The organism is Halonatronum saccharophilum DSM 13868, assembly GCF_000517025.1.
In the GTDB taxonomy this organism is placed as follows: Bacteria; Bacillota; Halanaerobiia; order Halobacteroidales; family Halobacteroidaceae; genus Halonatronum; species Halonatronum saccharophilum.
In genome coordinates this window covers 316,820-334,110 of sequence record NZ_KI912097.1, presented here as the reverse complement: position 1 = coordinate 334,110, position 17,291 = coordinate 316,820, and the positions used below count along the sequence as shown (strand labels likewise).

At 31.1% G+C, this 17,291-nt stretch carries 21 protein-coding genes; 15 read left to right on the top strand and 6 right to left on the bottom strand.

The genetic code is table 11. The features are described from left to right. Positions 1 to 9: 9 nt before the first annotated feature. The 11 genes from HALSAC_RS0112840 to HALSAC_RS0112790 all read left to right on the top strand — a co-directional run bounded on the left by HALSAC_RS0112840 (position 10) and on the right by HALSAC_RS0112790 (position 7,379). On the top strand, positions 10 to 1,566 hold the full coding sequence (locus tag HALSAC_RS0112840; RefSeq protein ID WP_027340599.1) for a PKD domain-containing protein: 1,557 nt from the start codon (positions 10 to 12) through the stop codon (positions 1,564 to 1,566). A 65-nt stretch (positions 1,567 to 1,631) separates the two neighbouring features. Next, a complete protein-coding gene (locus HALSAC_RS0112835) occupies positions 1,632 to 2,165 on the top strand; it encodes a Holliday junction resolvase RecU (protein WP_027340598.1) in 534 nt (177 codons plus the stop codon). Positions 2,166 to 2,322: 157 nt separating this feature from the next. After that, positions 2,323 to 2,685, top strand: coding sequence for a response regulator (locus tag HALSAC_RS0112830; RefSeq protein WP_027340597.1), 363 nt, complete (start codon positions 2,323 to 2,325; stop codon positions 2,683 to 2,685). 247 nt (positions 2,686 to 2,932) lie between these two features. Continuing rightward, complete coding sequence (locus HALSAC_RS0112825) at positions 2,933 to 3,220, top strand: acylphosphatase (protein WP_027340596.1); 288 nt, start codon at positions 2,933 to 2,935, stop codon at positions 3,218 to 3,220. A 19-nt stretch (positions 3,221 to 3,239) separates the two neighbouring features. Further along, positions 3,240 to 3,533, top strand: a complete 294-nt coding sequence (locus HALSAC_RS0112820; RefSeq protein WP_027340595.1) for a hypothetical protein — start codon at positions 3,240 to 3,242, stop codon at positions 3,531 to 3,533. 178 nt (positions 3,534 to 3,711) lie between these two features. Beyond that, the gene (locus tag HALSAC_RS16645) at positions 3,712 to 4,056 is read left to right on the top strand and encodes a CDP-alcohol phosphatidyltransferase family protein (RefSeq protein WP_027340594.1); all 345 of its coding nucleotides are present in this window, start codon (positions 3,712 to 3,714) and stop codon (positions 4,054 to 4,056) included. A 20-nt stretch (positions 4,057 to 4,076) separates the two neighbouring features. Further along, positions 4,077 to 4,397, top strand: a complete 321-nt coding sequence (locus HALSAC_RS0112810; protein ID WP_027340593.1) for a hypothetical protein — start codon at positions 4,077 to 4,079, stop codon at positions 4,395 to 4,397. Between the two features lie 162 nt (positions 4,398 to 4,559). Then, positions 4,560 to 4,832: a YqhV family protein gene (locus tag HALSAC_RS0112805; RefSeq protein WP_027340592.1), complete on the top strand. Its 273-nt coding sequence runs from the start codon at positions 4,560 to 4,562 to the stop codon at positions 4,830 to 4,832. A gap of 88 nt (positions 4,833 to 4,920) precedes the next feature. Beyond that, entirely contained in the window at positions 4,921 to 5,760 is an 840-nt protein-coding gene (comA, locus tag HALSAC_RS0112800; RefSeq protein ID WP_027340591.1) for a phosphosulfolactate synthase, read from the top strand. 199 nt (positions 5,761 to 5,959) lie between these two features. After that, on the top strand, positions 5,960 to 6,673 hold the full coding sequence (locus tag HALSAC_RS0112795; protein ID WP_027340590.1) for a 2-phosphosulfolactate phosphatase: 714 nt from the start codon (positions 5,960 to 5,962) through the stop codon (positions 6,671 to 6,673). Positions 6,674 to 6,920: 247 nt separating this feature from the next. Further along, entirely contained in the window at positions 6,921 to 7,379 is a 459-nt protein-coding gene (locus HALSAC_RS0112790) for a DUF441 domain-containing protein (protein WP_035571909.1), read from the top strand. A gap of 367 nt (positions 7,380 to 7,746) precedes the next feature. Here the strand turns inward: HALSAC_RS0112790 and HALSAC_RS0112780 are convergent, their stop codons facing one another. Beyond that, positions 7,747 to 8,976, bottom strand: coding sequence for an MFS transporter (locus tag HALSAC_RS0112780; protein WP_027340588.1), 1,230 nt, complete (start codon positions 8,974 to 8,976; stop codon positions 7,747 to 7,749). A gap of 142 nt (positions 8,977 to 9,118) precedes the next feature. On the opposite strand from HALSAC_RS0112780, the gene HALSAC_RS0112775 reads away from it, so the two are divergent. Then, positions 9,119 to 11,494, top strand: a complete 2,376-nt coding sequence (locus tag HALSAC_RS0112775; protein ID WP_027340587.1) for a Lon protease family protein — start codon at positions 9,119 to 9,121, stop codon at positions 11,492 to 11,494. Here the strand turns inward: HALSAC_RS0112775 and HALSAC_RS0112770 are convergent. Further along, positions 11,491 to 11,931 carry a threonine/serine exporter family protein gene (locus HALSAC_RS0112770; RefSeq protein WP_027340586.1) on the bottom strand — a complete coding sequence of 147 codons (441 nt, stop codon included), beginning with the start codon at positions 11,929 to 11,931 and terminating at the stop codon, positions 11,491 to 11,493. The two genes, HALSAC_RS0112775 and HALSAC_RS0112770, sit on opposite strands and share 4 nt — an antisense overlap. Further along, the gene (locus HALSAC_RS0112765) at positions 11,931 to 12,686 is read right to left on the bottom strand and encodes a threonine/serine exporter family protein (protein WP_027340585.1); all 756 of its coding nucleotides are present in this window, start codon (positions 12,684 to 12,686) and stop codon (positions 11,931 to 11,933) included. Before HALSAC_RS0112765 ends, HALSAC_RS0112770 begins: the two co-directional genes overlap by 1 nt. Positions 12,687 to 12,936: 250 nt before the next feature. On the opposite strand from HALSAC_RS0112765, the gene HALSAC_RS0112760 reads away from it, so the two are divergent. After that, positions 12,937 to 13,560, top strand: coding sequence for a PilZ domain-containing protein (locus HALSAC_RS0112760; protein WP_027340584.1), 624 nt, complete (start codon positions 12,937 to 12,939; stop codon positions 13,558 to 13,560). A gap of 172 nt (positions 13,561 to 13,732) precedes the next feature. Beyond that, the gene (locus tag HALSAC_RS17705; protein WP_027340583.1) at positions 13,733 to 14,383 is read left to right on the top strand and encodes a methyl-accepting chemotaxis protein; all 651 of its coding nucleotides are present in this window, start codon (positions 13,733 to 13,735) and stop codon (positions 14,381 to 14,383) included. 81 nt (positions 14,384 to 14,464) lie between these two features. Here the strand turns inward: HALSAC_RS17705 and HALSAC_RS0112750 are convergent, their stop codons facing one another. Then, positions 14,465 to 15,103: a flagellar brake protein gene (locus HALSAC_RS0112750; protein ID WP_027340582.1), complete on the bottom strand. Its 639-nt coding sequence runs from the start codon at positions 15,101 to 15,103 to the stop codon at positions 14,465 to 14,467. A gap of 231 nt (positions 15,104 to 15,334) precedes the next feature. Between HALSAC_RS0112750 and HALSAC_RS0112745 the strand changes: the two genes are divergently transcribed. Then, positions 15,335 to 15,607 (top strand): hypothetical protein, encoded by a 273-nt coding sequence (locus tag HALSAC_RS0112745; protein ID WP_027340581.1) that lies wholly within the window; start codon positions 15,335 to 15,337, stop codon positions 15,605 to 15,607. Between the two features lie 363 nt (positions 15,608 to 15,970). Here HALSAC_RS0112745 and HALSAC_RS15985 read toward each other — a convergent pair whose 3' ends face one another. Both HALSAC_RS15985 and HALSAC_RS15980 read right to left on the bottom strand, forming a co-directional pair. Continuing rightward, positions 15,971 to 16,273 (bottom strand): DUF2512 family protein, encoded by a 303-nt coding sequence (locus tag HALSAC_RS15985; protein ID WP_084804511.1) that lies wholly within the window; start codon positions 16,271 to 16,273, stop codon positions 15,971 to 15,973. Positions 16,274 to 16,642: 369 nt separating this feature from the next. Beyond that, a partial coding sequence (locus HALSAC_RS15980) for an IS110 family RNA-guided transposase (RefSeq protein WP_035571907.1) occupies positions 16,643 to 17,291 on the bottom strand: 649 nt, incomplete at its 5' end.

Sequence of the window (17,291 nt, the reverse complement as noted above, 5' to 3'; positions counted from 1 at the left end):
GGTAATATGATGTTTAAATCTACTAAAGCATATATTTTTATGGTTCTCTTAATTTTCTTATTTTTATCAGGTTGTAATGAATCTTTGGTGATTAAGGACTTTAGAGTCGATTCACCCTTTTATCTAAGGAGTGGGCATTTTTTAGGAAATAGTGAGGTTTCATTTGAAGTTGAGTTATCTGATTATTACAATGGAGAATTGGATTATTATTGGAGTAGTGATGGCGGAGATTTTATAACACAAGGTGAGAGTGAAGTCATTTATTTGACACCTCAAGAGCCAGGAGATTATACAATAAATCTATTAGTAAGTAATAGAAGAGGTGATGAGGTTTCTTATGAATTTTCTTTTTCAGTTATAGGCAATCCCCCAGATAGTGTCATTCTCAAAGAGGTTGCTACTACTTCTTTAGATAGTGGAGTTGAATTAGAGTGGAGTGAATATAAAGGTGAAGGGTTCTATAGCTATATGATATTTAGGAGTGAGAATAGGTATATAGATGAGAGTACTGTAGTAGTAGGAGAAGTAAAAGAAAGCCAAGAGCCTTATTTTATTGATAAAGAGATAGAGGAAGAAAAATTTTACACATACCAAATAATGGTGATAAATGAACAAGGTTATTTCTCTTTAAGTAACCAAAAAACTCTATATACTCTCTTAGAGGGTGTTAAGAGAACCCCAGTAGGAGATAGGATTGTGGATTTAGTTATAGACTCTCAAGGTAAAAAAATCTATCTAGTTAATGAAAAAGAAGAACTATTAATTTTAAATACTGAGGAACAGGATTTAATAGATAAGATTTCTTTAGGATTTAATGTAGATAGGTTATTTTTAGGAGATGATTATTTAGTATTAGCACAAGGTGGGAGCGAAAGTATTAGAGTATTAGATATTTCAACTGATAATATTATTGAATATAACTTTGGTGACTCTATTAAGGATATTGATTTTAGAGAAGGGAATATATATGTACTATTAGATAATTTGGATAGTTTGCTGAAGTTTAATGTCTCTAAGTGGGCGATTGACAGAAAATGGGAGTTCAAAGAAGGGGAATCCAGATTAATAGGAGAAAAAATAAAGGCATTGGGAGAGGATTATTTAATAGTTGATCCTTATTTAGGAGAACCTTTAGTTTATAAATTTGATGATATTAATGATCCTATCTATAAACTTGATATGCAGTTTATAGATATCATAAAGGAATGGAGTTTTGATAAAGGTAGTTATTTGTTGTTGACTAATGAATCTCCTTTTGGTATTAATTTATTTGAATTAAATTCTAAAGAGTTAAAACCAAAAGGGGTTTTTAACGGAAACATCTATCCGAGTGATTTTTTATTAGTTAAAGATAAAGGAATTGTATTGGTTGCATATGAAGATAAACAATTCAAAGTATTTTCTTTAGATGATTATAAATTAAAAGATAGGTTTTATTTCAATAAGTATATTCATCAAATAATCTTTGATGATCAGGGAGGTATAGTGTATCTTTTAGCTTCACGGAATGATTTTTTAGAGTATAATCTATTAGCTTTTGATTTAGAAATTCTTTTAGGAGAATAGTCTAGATATTGATGGTAAGAGATGAAACCAAATAGAGAAGTGGTTCGTTTTAGGGAGTGTATTTGATGTATTATGGAGGAAGAGGTTATGGATTAGAAAATATGATAGAGGTTAGTAATAAGCAGTACTCCTTTCAGGGAGAAGCATTGATTCAAAAGATACCTACCCCAGTAAAAGTTCTTGATATCAACCAAAGAACTGGTAAGATCAAAAGTGCTTTTTATGAGAAAAAATCTACAGTTGATTATATAGGAATTTTTAATGGGGTATCTATTGCTTTTGATGCCAAGGAGACAAAGGTAGAAACTCGTTTTGATTTAAGTAATGTAAAAGAGCATCAATATTATTTTCTAGATAATTGGGATAGGAATGGAGGTATTTCTTTTTTAATAATTCATTTTATAACTTTAAATGAGACATACTATTTACCTTTTAGTAAGTTAAGGTCTTCTTGGGAAAGTAGTTTGAAGGGAGGTCGTAAGAGTATTAAATATAAGAATATTGCTGAAGAAAGGTATAGAATAAATGGGCGTGGATTGATATTATTAGATTATTTAGATATAGTTAAAAGAATTAAATTAGGAGAGGATAAGACCTAAAAATAGAAATGAACCAATAATTAATAATTATGATCATTAAAGATTTTTTATTTTCTTGATTTTTTCTACTAATTATAATAAAATATATATGTCTACATACAATGTTTAAAAGGGTTAAAACTATGAAATTTTTTATATATTATGGGAGGGGTAAAGAATGGCTAAAAGAATATTAATTACTGATGATGCTAATTTTATGAGAACAATGCTGACGAAGATAGTTGAGGAGAATGGGTATGAGGTTGTAGGAACTGCAGAAAATGGAGAGGTAGCTATAGAAAGATATAAGGAGTTAAAGCCTGACCTAGTAACTATGGATATTACTATGCCTGGTATGGATGGTATTGAAGCGACTAGAGGAATTATGGATTTTGATCCTAATGCTAAAATAGTTGTTTGTAGTGCTATGGGCCAAAAGCCTATGGTTTTAGAAGCTATCGAAGCAGGTGCTAAAGATTTTATAGTAAAGCCAATTAAACCTGAGAAAGTTAAAGAAACTCTTGGTAAATTATTAGGGTAATCTCTTTGAAAAGGAAAAGAAATTTAGGATTTAAATCAAAATATAACCAGGTTATCTATTAAAATGATGAGCTGGTTATATTTTTTAATTTATGATATAGCTATAATGGTTGTTTTATGCTATTATAAGAGAGTGAAGCCTTTTTTAACATAAGGGAGGATATTTCTTCTTTCTATAGAAGAGTGTATTTAGAGTCTTTTACTAGATGTAATAATGTAGATTATAATAAAAAATTAGGAGGAATTTTATGTCTAATAAGTCTAATAAGGCGATTAAGGTTTTGATTAAAGGTAAGATTCAAGGAGTGGGTTATAGAGCTAACACCCATCAAAAAGCTACTCAATTGGGGATAACAGGATATATAAGAAATACTACTGGAAGTACAATTGAGCTTGTAGGTGAAGGTGAAGAAGAGTCTTTAAATAAGCTGGTTGATTATCTTAAAGTAGGTCCTTCTGGTGCCGAGATAGAAGAGATTGATGTAGAGTGGATAGAAGCAACAGGAGATCATATTAGATTTGCTATAAAATATTAGCTTGGTGAGGTGTTTCTAAATGGGTTTACTCTCTAAATTAAAGAAAATACTAGCTAATACTTCAACTTCTGAAGGGAAAGATATAATAAAGTTGAAAGTAGAATGTGATAAGTGCAGCCAGAAGATAGATTCCGTCTTTAGAAAGAGCTATGATCTGCAGCGTTCTTATGGAAATGAAGATTATGCTTACTTAATAAATAAGAAACTAGTTTGTCCAGGTTGTTATAATAAGGTGAGTTTGCGAGTGGAATTAGATAAGGGTTTTAGGCAGATTAGTAAAGAAGTAACAAAGGGGAAAATTATTAAAGAATAGAATTAAAATAAAATTACACTTGTTTTGTGTAATTTTATTTTGTTTTGCAAATAAGCTATAATAACAGAATATGTAATATGAAGAGAAATTTATATGAGTATTGCAAATATCTTAACCCTGAGTTGAATTGTTTTAACCCGTATTTTTATTCTTTTTATTTAGTTAAGTAGAATATAATTTGCTAATAGCAGGGATAATATTCTCTATTTTGGGTCTTACTGATGTCTTCGATGGGTATATAGCAAGAAAGTATAATCAATTTTCTAAATTAGGTAGGTTGTTAGATCCATTGACAGATAAGTTGATGATGATCTCTGTATTTATAGTTTTAGCTATTAAAGAGGTTATAATTGTTGTACCACCAAAGATTACAAAAAAGATTGTAGATCAAGTTCAAAATTTAGAGATTGATTATATTTGGGTGCAACCAGGATCTGACTTTGAAGGTGCAAGGGAGTACTGTAAGAAAAAAGGTTTAAAGGCTATAATTGATGAATGTATTATGGTGGAGATGAGAAGATAATATATTAGGGAGGTCTTAAAATGGGAAAAGATCATTCTTGGGCTCCTTTTAGTGAAATTGATAAGTTAAAAGGTCAATTAGCTAAGTTTAACTTAGATAGTGAGGGTATGGAATCTACTGTGAAGATAAAAGAGGGTGATAATAGTTTAAAAGTAGATATGAAATTAGATTCTAAAGACTTAGAAGAAGCAGAGGTTTTATTAAGTGAAGAGAGCATTCTTGTTAAAGGTAAGGGTGATAGAATTATAAAAAGCATTGCTCTTCCTTGTGAGGTAAATCCAGATGCAAAGATTGAATTTAGTGAGGCTAGGCTAAAGTTTGAAGCAAATTATAAGAGATAAATATAAAAAAGAGGTAAGAAAGTTGCAAAGACAACTTCCTTACCTCTTTTATATTTATTGATTTTCATATTTTATATTTTCTTTGAGTATAGATATATAGATGATATTGTTAATAAGTATTCAAAGTATAAAGAGAAGAGAAAAGAGATATGGAGGAATAATATGTTTATTATAAGAGATCGGATAGTATTAGGGATGTCAATGTTGAGAGTTATATCAGGAAGTATAGAATTACTAGCTGCTTTTTTAATGTTTAAATATAATTCTAAGGAGATTGCTTTCCAAATTAATTCGATCTTAGCTTTGGTTGGCCCAACTATAATGATCTTAGTGACAACATTAGGTTTGATAGGTTTGGCAGGTAAATTTTCTCTTTTGCAGATGGTAGTCATTATGACTGGAGTAGCTCTAATATTTATAGGTATGAAGTTATGATATTTAAAGTTTAAGAGAGTAAATGGGATTTTTTCTTGAATTTCTTTTTTGTTGTTTAGTATAATAATTAAGATTAGAGGTGTATAAAATGAGTAAAATTTCAAATAATGGTTGGGGTTTAGATATTGAGTTTCCTTTGGTAGGGAGGGAAGAGAAGCCAAGGAGAAATGGTTTAACTATGGTTATTGATAAGGGTTTGGGTCTTAATCAGACCAAGGATTTATTAGAGGTTGGAGCTGAATATATAGAGTTTTTAAAGTTAAGTTTTGGAACCTCTGCCTTATATCCAGATGATCTTTTAAGGGAGAAGATAGAATTAGTAAAGAGTTATGGTATTGATATTTATCCTGGAGGTACCTTCTTAGAGGTTGCTATAGTACAAAATAAATTTGAAGAGTATCTTAAGAGGGCCAAAGATTTAGGTTTTACTGCAGTTGAGGTTTCTGATGGTACTATCAATTTAACTAGTAACTTAAGGTCTATGATTATTAAAAAAGCTAAAAGTATGGGCTTTAAGGTCTTATCTGAGATTGGAAAAAAGGATGGGAAGAGTGAATTTAAGGTTAGTCAGATGATTAAGCAGTTAAAAAGGGATTTAAGTGATGGAGCATATAAGGTAATTATAGAGGCTAGAGAATCAGGAAAAGGTGTTTCTATTTATGATGAGGAAGGAAAAGCTGATGAATTTAAGTTAAAGAAGATATTATTAGAGGCTCCCCACCCTATGGATATTATTTGGGAGGCACCACTTAAGAAACAACAGGTCTATTTTATTGAGATGCTTGGAAATAATGTTAATCTAGGGAATATCAATGTGGAAGAGATATTGGCTTTAGAATCTTTAAGAAATGGTCTTCGTGGAGACACCTTAAAGATGGCTTTAAATATTGGTGAAGATAGGGATACTATATTAGAGATGGACTTGTAAGGAATAAAGCATAGCTTTATTAGCTTCTAGCTACTGGATTTTAGCTCAAGAACTTTGAATTTTACTTCAAAGGTGAAGGTTTGGCTAATAGCTAGGAACTATTAAGAAGTAGAGTAGCGCGAAAGTGAGACTAGATTGCTATTAAGTTCTATGATATAATAACTAATTATTAACTGTTATAAAGATAGGAGGAGTTGTAGTGAAGGTTGATTTAGTATTTTCAGCAGATATGATTAATGAAGAGGTTAGTGAAGGGAAGACAGCTATAGTAATAGATACTTTAAGGGCTACTAGTACTATTATAAAGGCTTTAGATAGTGGAGCAGAGCGGGTGATTCCTGTTTTAAGTATTAAGGAAGCAAAAAAGCATAGATCTTCTCTAGGGCAAAATTATTTGATCTGTGGAGAACGTGGAGGTATTAAGGTAGATGGATTTGATTTGGGGAATTCTCCTAGAAGTTATCTACCTGAGGTATTGAGTTCAAAGGTAGTTGTACTTACTACTACTAATGGAACAAGGTGTTTTTCTAGATTAGCCAATGCCCAAGAAGTCTTGGTAGCTTCACTATTAAATATAAAAGCTATAATTGATTATATTAAAGAGAAAGAAGAAATTTTATTTTGTTGTGCAGGGATCCGAGGTGACTTTGCTTTAGATGATTTTATAACTGCAGGTGCAATAATCTCAAGGCTTAAAGAAAGAGATCTTAATCTTAGTGATGAGGCATTAGTAGCTAAATCCTTTTACCTTCAACATAAGAATGATTTATTAGATCTTTTGAAGTGCTCTAGAAGTGGTCAAAACTTAATTAAATTAGGTAAAGAGGCAGATATAGATTATATCTATAATGAAACTGAAATTAAGTTGCTTCCCCTTTATAAAGATGGAAGTATAATAAAGCAAGAAGGATGAATCTTAAGATTCATCCTTCTTGCTTTATTGGTTATTGGTAATTGATTTAGATCTTTAGAAGTTTAGATTTTTAGATTTCAGACTGCTGATAGCTTTAGATTAATTTGCTTTTTAATATTCTATTATTTTCTCTTTAAACATATATTATAATTAATAAATAGTGGTTAAGAGTAATAAGAACTTTAATTTAGATCTGATAGTTAAAAGGGTTTTCCATTTACTAATTGTATTATGAGGGGTTGGTTTGGTGGATTTAGGTTACATCTTCTTATTTGTTATCTTATCTATAGGTTTGTTGGCTAAATCGGGGCTTTTAGTTTTAGCAAGTATTATTTTAGCTTTGATTAAAATTAGTGGTTTTGACTTTTTATTAATTTCTTTAGAAGAGAAGGGAATAAAACTTGGTCTTTTATTTCTGTTAATATCTGTAATGGTTCCTATGGTCGATGGGAGCTTATCGCTTAGGGACATATTTAGTAGTTATAAATCAGTTTTAGGTATATTTGCTTTGATAAGTGGTCTTATAGCAACTAAGGTGGTAGGTGTAGGCTTGGTTTTACTAGATAGCAATCCCGAACTTATAGTAGCTATGTTATTTGGGTCAATTATTGGTATTGTATTTTTAGATGGTGTTCCTGTTGGCCCTTTATTTGCCGCTGGTCTTACTGCACTCTTTTATAGGTTGTATAGCTTTCTTTTATTATAGTAATAAAGTGTCACTTTCGTGCCACTAGTAATGGGTAATGAGTGAAGAGTAATGAGTAAAGTCAAAATCTCAAAACCTCTTATAAGTCTTAGGTAACAAAGGGGTTTCTGTTTTCTTAAGGTTTTACCCATTACTCATTACTGATTACTCATCACCAGTAATAAAGCTACACTGTATCACTACAATGTGTTACTTTTAAAAAATAGTGAAAGGGTGAAGATATGTATTGGTTTTGGATTATTTTAATTTTAATCTTGATCTGGTTAATCAGAAAACATCCAGTAAAGTCTAATTTCAAGATATTTGATAATTACAGCCACTATATAAGTAAATATTTGGATGTTAATAAGAAGAAAGACCAAGATAATTAATTATCTTGGTCTTTCTTCTTTATGTCGTCGGGTACTAGTACATTCTCTTTAATAAAAATATAGGTTAATAATGAGACTGTTAGAGCAATTGCTGCTGCTGTTAAGAACATAACTGTTGAGCTGATGCGATTTAGTAAGCTAAAGGTAGGTGGCCCTAATGCTACACCGATAAACCTTACACTACCATAGATTGAGGTAATTCCACCACGTTGACTACTTTCTGCAGCACTGGTAACCAAGGTATTTAAAGCTGGTAAGACCAATCCATTGCCAATTCCTAGTAGTCCAATTAGTACTAGGTATAATATTAGTCCATCTAGAAAAGGTAATACTGCTAAAGATATAGCATCGATAAATAAACCTAAAGCCATAACTTTCTTAAAATGCTTTCCTTTCTTTTTAAGATAAAAACCAGAAAGGTAAGAGCTGATTGACATTAATAAGATAGGTAGTGCGATTATAGCTCCTTTTTTTAATCCTACTAAGTTGTATTCAGTTTCAAAGATGTCAGAGATATAAGATAGTATTCCAAATAGTAAGAATAGTACAGTTACTCCAGCTAAAAGGCTAAAAGCCAAAGAGACGCCCTTTTTTTCAAAGATCTCTTTTATCTCTGTTAGATAATCTTTTATCTTTTGGTCTTTAGTATTATCCTCAGGTTCCTTTACTAAAAAGTAGATTCCTAGGGTTACAGGTATTGTTAATATAGCATAAGAAAAGAATATTGCATACCAGACTATTAAAGCAACTGCAGCACCTAAGAAAGGACTTAGAACCTTTCCTAGTCCATTGGCAGCTTCTATTATCCCTAGAGCTTCACTCCTTTCGTTAGATTGGAATATATCACCAACCAAGGCAATTACAATTGGGTAGGTTCCTGCTGCTCCTATTCCTTGTACAACCCTACCAAAAAGTATTAGATAATAAGCATTTTCTTGTAATAGAGCTGCTGAAAAACCTGATATTGCCCCTCCTAAACCATAAGTAACTAAAGAAGGAATTATTACCTTCTTTCTTCCATAATTATCTGATAAATAACCTAGGATAGGAATTGCAATGGCTGCAGAGATGGAGAATAGAGTGATAAATAGACCGACTTGAAATTGATTAATATTTAAAGCTGATTTTATTTTAGGAAATTCTGGTATTAGCATTGAATTTCCTAAAACCATTAACAAAGGTACTGTAGCAAAAGCAGCAACCATTATTTTATTTTTTTTATCCATAACTTTTAAATTCCTCCTTTATCCTTATTTTATATTGCACAATATAAGAAGATTAAATTCAAGAAAAGGGAGAAAAATTCATAAAAATTATTATCAAAAAAGGTTATGTTAAAATATACTATTAGTGAAAGGAGGGGAGTAGATGAAGGATTATAGATTAGTACCTTCTGATTTAATTAAGAGATGTAGCTTAGATGATTTCTCTTGTATTATTGATGAAGAGCTTAAAGGTTATAGAGAGATAATTGGTCAGAAAAGAGGACTTAAGGCTATGGACTTAGGCTTAAATATTCATAAAGAGGGTTACAATATATTTGTTGTTAATTTTGCTGAAAAGAAAGAGTTAGAATATCTAGTCTCTTTGATAAAGAAGAAGGCTAGAAAAAGAGAAAAAGCTTATGATCTATTATATGCTTATGATTTTAATAATCATCGCCAGGCTAAATTATTAAAGTTACCAGGTGGATTGGGTAGGAAGTTTAAAGGTGAATTAGAAGAATCTCTGTTGAAGGTTAAAGAGGATTTAAAAAGGGTATTCTCTTCAGATGATTATTTAAAGGAAAAAAGAAGGATAAAGGATAAATTACATAATAAGAGAAAAGAGATGATAGATAATCTTAAATCTAGAGTTGAAGCTATGGGGTATTCCTTAGAGAAAGAAAGAGCAGGTTTTTCGATAATACCTTATTTAGAAGATGGTGAGCCTATGAGTGAAGATTATTATCTTAACCTTCCTAAAGAAGAGCAAGATAATATAAATTCTGATACTGAAGAGATACAAAATATGTTAGATGAGACCTTATATAAAGTTGAATTACTACAAGAAGAAGCAGAAAAGAAGATAGGTAGATTAAATTGGGTTTTTTTGGTAGAAGTTTTCAAAGATAATTTTGGTCACCTTTATGAAAAATATTCTCAATTTGATGGTATAGTAGAACAATTAAAGCAGATTCGTGATGATATTTTTAGTAAATTAAAGTTATTTATAGGTGAGGAAGATGAAGGTGGCTCATTATTCTCTTTTGAGGAGAAGGGTGATAGAGATCTGCTTAAAAATTATAAGGTTAATTTGATTGTAGATAATAGTGGTGTAGAAGGCGGACCAGTAGTCTTTGTAGATGATCCTACCTACTACAATTTATGTGGGAAGATAGAATATATAAGTGAGGATGGCAATTTAGTAAGTATTTTTGATAATATAAAAGGAGGAGCTATCCATAAGGCAAACGGAGGATATCTAATCTTAAAAGCTAAAGATCTATTGACTAACTTTAAATCTTGGCATTTATTAAAGAAGGTATTAAAGTCTAAAAAATTAAGAATAGGAAATTTAGGTGAAGATTTTGATAAGATACCTCTAGCTACCTTAGAAGCTGAAGAAGTTGAAGTTGATCTAAAGGTTATAATTTTAGGTGATTTAAACTTTTATAATCTTCTTTATTATTATGATAATGACTTTAAAGAGTTATTCAAGGTTCAGGCTTATTTTGATAAGGAGGTAGAACGATCTAAGGAGAATGTTTTTGGGTTAATAGAATTTATAAAAAGAGAGTGCAAGGATGAAGATATATTAGCTCTTGATAAAGGTAGTGTTGCTAAAGTGATTGAATATGCATCTAGAAGGTCTGGAAGTAAGACTATGTTATCAACTTCTTTAAATTCTATTGTACAGATATTAACAGAAGCTAACCTTTGGGCCAACAAAGCTGGAAAAGATCTAATCACAGAAGTAGAGATAAAGAAGGCGATCAAAGAGAGAGAAGAGCGGGCTAGTTTCTATGAAGATAAATTAAAGAAGATGTATGATGAAGGAAAGATACTTGTAGACACAGAGGGCGAGAAGATAGGTGAGATAAATGGCTTGTCAGTCTTAGAGATAGGAGACTATTCCTTTGGACGCCCAACTAAGATAACATCAGCAGTATATAAGGGTAATAAAGGTGTAGTTAATATCGAATCTGAGACAAAGATGAGTGGAAAGATCCACAATAAAGGTGTTATGACCTTAATTGGATATTTAGGTGAAAGGTATGCTCAAAAGGTACCTTTATCCCTATCAGCTAGTTTATCCTTTGAACAACTCTATTCATCAATTGATGGTGATAGTGCTTCTAGTGCTGAACTATATGTTCTCCTTTCTTCTTTAGCCAAAGTACCAATCAAGCAGTCTATAGCTGTGACAGGGTCTATTAATCAAAAAGGTCTTATTCAGCCAGTTGGCGGTATAAATCAGAAGATAGAAGGTTTCTTTGATCTCTGTAATAGAAGAGGATTAAATGGAGATGAAGGTGTAATAATTCCGATTCAAAATGTTGATAATCTTATGCTTAAAGATGAAGTTATTCAGGCTGTAAGTGAAGGTAAATTTAATATTTGGGCAATAACTAAGCTAGAGGAAGGAATTAAATTATTGATGGGTAAAGAAGCTGGAGAAAAACTGGAGGATGGTAGTTATCCCCCAGGGACTATCAATCATTTAGTTCAAAGTAGGATTGAAGAGTTGGCCCAGAAGGATTAGTTTTTTGTCATTCTAATCTCTGTAAAATATTTTGAAAAGGCTCCAACAATAGCTACAGCAAAAGCAATAGAACCAGCAATGAGCAGGGTAGTAACCCCTCTCTCAACGCCTTTAATATAATCTCCATTTATTAAGTGAAGCATAGTATCATAGGCTGGGACTCCAGGAACTAAGGGGATTATGCCACATACTACAAAGACAGTAACTGGTAACTTCATAACTCGAGCGAAGATCTCTCCGCAGATACCAACGATTATGGAAGCTATAAATGCAGATATAACTACCTGATTAATAAGAAGTTGAGAGAGGAGGAAGCCCCCCCAACTAATAGCACCTGTTAAACCTAAAAGCCATAAACTCCTTTTTGGAGATTCAAATATAGCCCCAAATGTTAAGACAATAATAAAGGCTGATATTAATTCAAAAATTATATTCATTATCTAAGCACCCCCAAAGCTAACGCTACTCCAACTGCTAAACTAATAGCAATTAAAAAGGCTTCCATTCCTCGACTTGTTGCAGAGATTAGATCTCCACTTATAGCATCACGAATTGAATTGGTTAAAGAGACACCTGGTACAAAAGGTAGAATAGCAGTTACTATCATTATACTCAGATTATCACCTAAACCATTATTAAAAGCAATAAGTGACACTATAGTACCTATAAATCCTGCTGCTATTTCAGGGATGAAGTTAACATCTTTTAGAAAACCAATCTTTTTAATCACAATTTGAGAGGCTAAAGTTGCTAAGAAGGCAGGTAAGATGTTGTTATAACTTTCTTTCATAATAATAACATTTGTAGATACCCCTAAAGAAGTAAGGAGGACACCAGCCTTTAGATTAGTTTCAGGGCTTCCATATTCAATTGCCCCTAACTCCTCCATAGCCTTTTGATAATTTAAAAGTTCATTCTCTAATTTACGGGAAAAGTTATTGACTAAGCTGATTTTATTTAAGTTGATCCTCCTATTATGTATTCTTCTAACTACAGTTTCAGAATCACCATCGCCATTATCTACTGATATAAAGATTCCAGTAGGTGTGACTAAGCTATTTACATATTTAATACCATATGCTTTGCATATTCTAGATATTGTATCTTCAGTACGATATATCTCTCCACCATTACTTAAGATAATCTCTCCAGCATAAGCTGAAATATTTAGGATTTGTTTTTGGTTAATCATAGATATCACCTTGTTTTAAGTATTGTAGTAATAAGTATATTAATTTTAACATATATCAAGGTGAAAATTAAGGTTAAAGACAAACTATATTTTATCTACCTTTACTTTTTTTAAAAAGTAATATTCTATGAAGGAAAACATTGATAATTGTAGAAATAAATATTATGATAGATAAAGTTAGAATTGACGTAATGTTTTAATTAATTTTTATATCTACATATAGAATTTGATTATATGGAGGCGAATTATAATGTCATTTGCTAAAATAGTAAAGGGGTTTGATATTAATAAATTATTAAAGGATACTGATGTAGAAGGGTCTGGATTTGAATTAACAATAGGAGAAACAAAGTATTTGGTTAAGGTTGAAGATGTTATAGAAGGAAAGACTCTTAAGATTAGATTTTCTCTCTTGGATGGTGAGGAGATGGAACCTTTACCTATAGATAAAGATATGATATTAATCTTTAGGTTAGATAAGGGAATATATCATATTCCAATTAATATTAAGGAGCAAGAATTAGTAGGTGGAGAATCTATTTGTTCAGCAAATTTAGCTGGAAAAGCTTTATATATAGAAAGAAGGGCTTATAAAAGGGTAAAGTTTAACAAGGAGGTAAATATCTCAAAAGGGTCAAAGGATTATTTAGGCTTTATTGAAGATATAAGTACTGTTGGTGCTAAGATTTATAGCAAGGATAGGATTAGAGAGGATAAGGTAGTAATCGATATTAGTTTTGCTGGACTATCATTTACCTCTTTAATGGCTAAAGTAATCTGGGCTAAGGATGATAATGATGGCTATAAATATGGTCTTAACTTTGAATTTGAAGATATCTGTCAACAAAAGGAGATTAGTGAATTTATATACTAAAAATATACTTTTAGCATATAAGAATAAGCTCTAAGAGTTGCTATTGTTTTTTGACAAAAAAGATAAATAAATTAAAATTATATAGAAAAATAAAAAGCATTAAAATTTAAGTTAATTAGCTTAAATTTTAATGCTTTTTATTTTTGATTTTTAAAAATGGAGGTATAAAGAGATGAAAGAGATAAAATTAGGAATTATAGGTGGGGGCGAGATAGGAAAGAGTCTATTAGAGATATTTTTAAAGATGGATTCAATTAAGGTAAAATATGTAGCTGATATAGATGAAGGGGCTCCGGCTATGGAGTTGGCCCGTGATTGTGGAATAGAATGGACCTTAAATATGATGGAGGTTATTGAAGATAGAAGTTTAGATTTAATTTTAGAAGTGACAGGGGTAGCTGAAGTGTTAGAGAAAATAGAAGAAAATAAGGGCCAAAATACAGAGTTTATTAGTGGTGAAGGGTCTTTTTTAGTTTTTAATATAATAGAAGAATATAATCAAATGAAGGGCCAAATACTTAATGAAGTAATCAAACACTTAAATGATATTCACCAAGAGATTGAAGGTGATTCTCAGAGGGTGAATACTTTGCTAGCTCAGATTGAAAAGATAACTAAAAGTTTAAATATGTTGGCTTTAAATGCTTCTATTGAAGCAGTAAAGGCAGGCGATAGGGGTAAAGGCTTTTCAGTAGTAGCTAATGAGGTAAAGAAGCTTTCAAATCAATCTAATATTTTAGTACAGGATATTGAAGAGGTAAATAAAAATATTATCAATTTAAATGGAAATATAACTGATATAGTAGATGAGCTTAGTAATTAATAATTAATCATAAAGTGTCAGCGGGATTAAATTTGGTATTTACAATCTTATTTAGAAGCACTGACACTATTTTTATATTTTTCAACCTTGCTTTTGGATTATCCATCTTGCTAACTTTTGTTTTATGTTATTAGATAAATCGACAAATTGAAGACCTAGGTTGTAAAGACCTTCTTTAGTAGTCTCAATTCTGACTACTTTTCCTTTTAGAGATGTTTTTTCTTTAAAGCATGGAAGGTCTAATTGTAGATTAATATGATCCCCCGTTTTAATCTTCTTTAAGCTGTCTACTTGTATTTTAGCACCAATGAAACTTATATCTTGTAGCTTTCCATCTTTAAATTCTTCTTGTTGGCTTTTTTTATATTTAATATGTTGTTTTATAGGTATTCTAATTGCTTTTCTTCTTTGTATCTTATTTAAGGGTCCTTTTTGAATTATTATTAATACAGTAGCTCCTTTAAATCCATCTACTTCAACTGGAAGTTGGTATAAGCCATCATCTTCTTTAAAGGATAGGGTTAATAGTGTTTTAAGCTTAATAAAAGCAATTTCTTTAAGGTCAAGGTTAGGGTGAATTATCTCTAACTCAATTCTGTTACTATCTACTCCTATAATAAGCCCTTCAAATTCATTAACTCCTCTTAAATAATCAACCTCAGATATATTAAACTTACTGATACTTGCTAATTTTCCGATCTTTAATTTTTTATTCTCCATAGATAAGCCCCCTTTGAAATATTTATATATATAGATTTCTCCTAAAATTTGAATTCACCTGCCAAATTACCTTGTTATTCTTGATAATTTCTATGAAAATTAGATTTTTTCTGTAAAGTATGCTTAATTCTACTTTTATAGAATATAAATAAGGGAGAAAAGAATAGTAGGAGGGTTAAGATTAGTGAAAAGACTAGGTTAAATTCAAGGGAGATAGTAGACAAGTTTGGTATGGCTAAGGGTAAGATAGGGTATATCTTAATAGGACCTTTTTTATTTTTGCTTCTTATGCTGATACCTACCCTTGGTTTGACTTGGCAAGCCAGAGGTGGTTTGGGAATATTGTTGTGGATGGTCTTTTGGTGGACTAGCGCTTACATAGCTGTTGCAATTACTGCTTTTGTTCCTATAGCAGTAACTACCTTTATACCTATTGCCCCAGTAAGGGAGGTAGTGTCAGTATTTATTCACAGGATTGTAATTTTAATTTCAGTAATTGGTTGATTAATTGCATCAGCCCTTTCGTTCTTATTTAATACCTACTTAACTATGGTGGGTAATATAGTTAAGAGCAAAAAGAATAAAGAATAAAAGAGAAGATGGCCATATATAATGTACCCTATAAGATGGACACTGGAAAAAAGAGTGCCACTTATAGGGTATGTTTTTTCAGATCACTATTCCTTAGGTTTATTGTCGTAATTATATTATACACTATTTAATTTATACGACAACTATCCTAATAGGATTACTAAGTGGTACGAAACTCCTATCTCTATTATAGATAGTTTTGTTCTTAAATTCTACACTGTCATATTCTATGGTGCTAGCTCTTCAGAACGAGTTAGGTATTTATGGAAGAAGTACTCAAAAGCTGCCACAATTAATCCTAGAATAAAGACTGCAGTAGAGCTTATTAGAAAGTTTGGTATTAAAAAGAGAGAAGAAGTAGGCTACTAAAGCTATTGTAATCCCATCTACAATAGAAGCAGTTATATTACCATAGGAAGGGAAGATAATAAGGTCACCTATTATATAATTTAGGGCTGTACTTAAGATAGAAACCCATAATATCCAACCTAGTGGGTTATTATCTATAAGATACAAGGTCATTACTAAGGCTACAAAAGTAGCTATAAACTTAACGGTTAATGTTAATGATGTTTTCACCTTTTCACCTTCTTATTAGTCATTATTCTGGTTGAAATTAGAAAAAGTATTCACAGGTTAGAAAGTAGTAATAAGGTGAAATTTTATTACTTTCATTAGTAACTAATGTAGCTATTACGAATATACTATATTGATATCTAGGAGAAAGTGGTAGGGTAATATGTCAAGAGAAAATTTAAACAAAAATTACCCAGTTAATTGCCTAAAATTAGGCATAGCACACCCATACCCTGTATAAATGGTTAAATTTAACAGAGCTATAGCTAGTTATAACATTACTAAAAATAAGTTATTAAATCTGGGTGTAAACTTAAATAACTTAATTTTAGAGAGATTCTTTATAGACTATTCTCTAAAAGTCTAGAGGTTTTAGGTCTGATAATCACCTCCAGATGAATTGAGGTACTGGGAAGGATCATAAAGCACATTATCGCGCAGCAGAACGAAAATAAGCCGTACTAACTTTCTAGCACTCAAAACTAATGCTCGCTTGTGTTTATGTTTAGTTGACTCTTTGTGCTTTTTAGAATAATAGTCTTTATATTCAGGGCAATAGTTTTTAACTGAATTGGCAGCTTGTATCAAGTAATATCTGAGATATTTATTACCATATTTACTCATACCAGTTTCATCACTTTTGTAGTCATTAGATTGCTTATGATTCCAAACTAAGCCAGCGTATTTAGCTAGTTTAGCTTCATCAGTAAAATTCGATATATTGCCAATTTCAGCAATTATACCGGAAGTGAAGATTGGTCCAATACCAGGTATAGAATCTAGAGTCTGTTGAAACTTAGAGACTTCACGCTCAATAGCTTTATTGACACGTTTTAAACTACTTTTTAAAGCTTTAATTGTATCTAAAGATGTCTCTAAAGTTAGATTAACAGCATCTTGAATATCACGGTCAATATTATAGCAATTACGTGCAATTCTTTTGATTTCTTTAGCGTAGCCTTCGGGATCAGAAAATCTATTTTTACCTTTTTCAACTAAGAAATCAATTAATTCTTGAATA

Excerpts from the sequence above, each read along its gene's own strand:
- HALSAC_RS0112760 (WP_027340584.1), top strand. The coding sequence starts at position 12,937 with ATGTCATTTGCTAAAATAGTAAAGGGGTTTGATATTAATAAATTATTA.
- HALSAC_RS0112840 (WP_027340599.1), top strand. The coding sequence starts at position 10 with ATGTTTAAATCTACTAAAGCATATATTTTTATGGTTCTCTTAATTTTC.
- HALSAC_RS0112770 (WP_027340586.1), bottom strand. The coding sequence starts at position 11,931 with ATGAATATAATTTTTGAATTAATATCAGCCTTTATTATTGTCTTAACA.
- HALSAC_RS0112745 (WP_027340581.1), top strand. The coding sequence starts at position 15,335 with ATGGCTAAGGGTAAGATAGGGTATATCTTAATAGGACCTTTTTTATTT.
- HALSAC_RS0112830 (WP_027340597.1), top strand. The coding sequence starts at position 2,323 with ATGGCTAAAAGAATATTAATTACTGATGATGCTAATTTTATGAGAACA.
- HALSAC_RS0112835 (WP_027340598.1), top strand. The coding sequence starts at position 1,632 with ATGTATTATGGAGGAAGAGGTTATGGATTAGAAAATATGATAGAGGTT.
- HALSAC_RS0112765 (WP_027340585.1), bottom strand. The coding sequence starts at position 12,686 with ATGATTAACCAAAAACAAATCCTAAATATTTCAGCTTATGCTGGAGAG.
- HALSAC_RS0112825 (WP_027340596.1), top strand. The coding sequence starts at position 2,933 with ATGTCTAATAAGTCTAATAAGGCGATTAAGGTTTTGATTAAAGGTAAG.
- HALSAC_RS17705 (WP_027340583.1), top strand. The coding sequence starts at position 13,733 with ATGAAAGAGATAAAATTAGGAATTATAGGTGGGGGCGAGATAGGAAAG.
- HALSAC_RS0112780 (WP_027340588.1), bottom strand. The coding sequence starts at position 8,976 with ATGGATAAAAAAAATAAAATAATGGTTGCTGCTTTTGCTACAGTACCT.
- HALSAC_RS0112810 (WP_027340593.1), top strand. The coding sequence starts at position 4,077 with ATGGGAAAAGATCATTCTTGGGCTCCTTTTAGTGAAATTGATAAGTTA.
- HALSAC_RS0112805 (WP_027340592.1), top strand. The coding sequence starts at position 4,560 with ATGTTTATTATAAGAGATCGGATAGTATTAGGGATGTCAATGTTGAGA.
- comA (WP_027340591.1), top strand. The coding sequence starts at position 4,921 with ATGAGTAAAATTTCAAATAATGGTTGGGGTTTAGATATTGAGTTTCCT.
- HALSAC_RS0112775 (WP_027340587.1), top strand. The coding sequence starts at position 9,119 with ATGAAGGATTATAGATTAGTACCTTCTGATTTAATTAAGAGATGTAGC.
- HALSAC_RS0112820 (WP_027340595.1), top strand. The coding sequence starts at position 3,240 with ATGGGTTTACTCTCTAAATTAAAGAAAATACTAGCTAATACTTCAACT.
- HALSAC_RS0112750 (WP_027340582.1), bottom strand. The coding sequence starts at position 15,103 with ATGGAGAATAAAAAATTAAAGATCGGAAAATTAGCAAGTATCAGTAAG.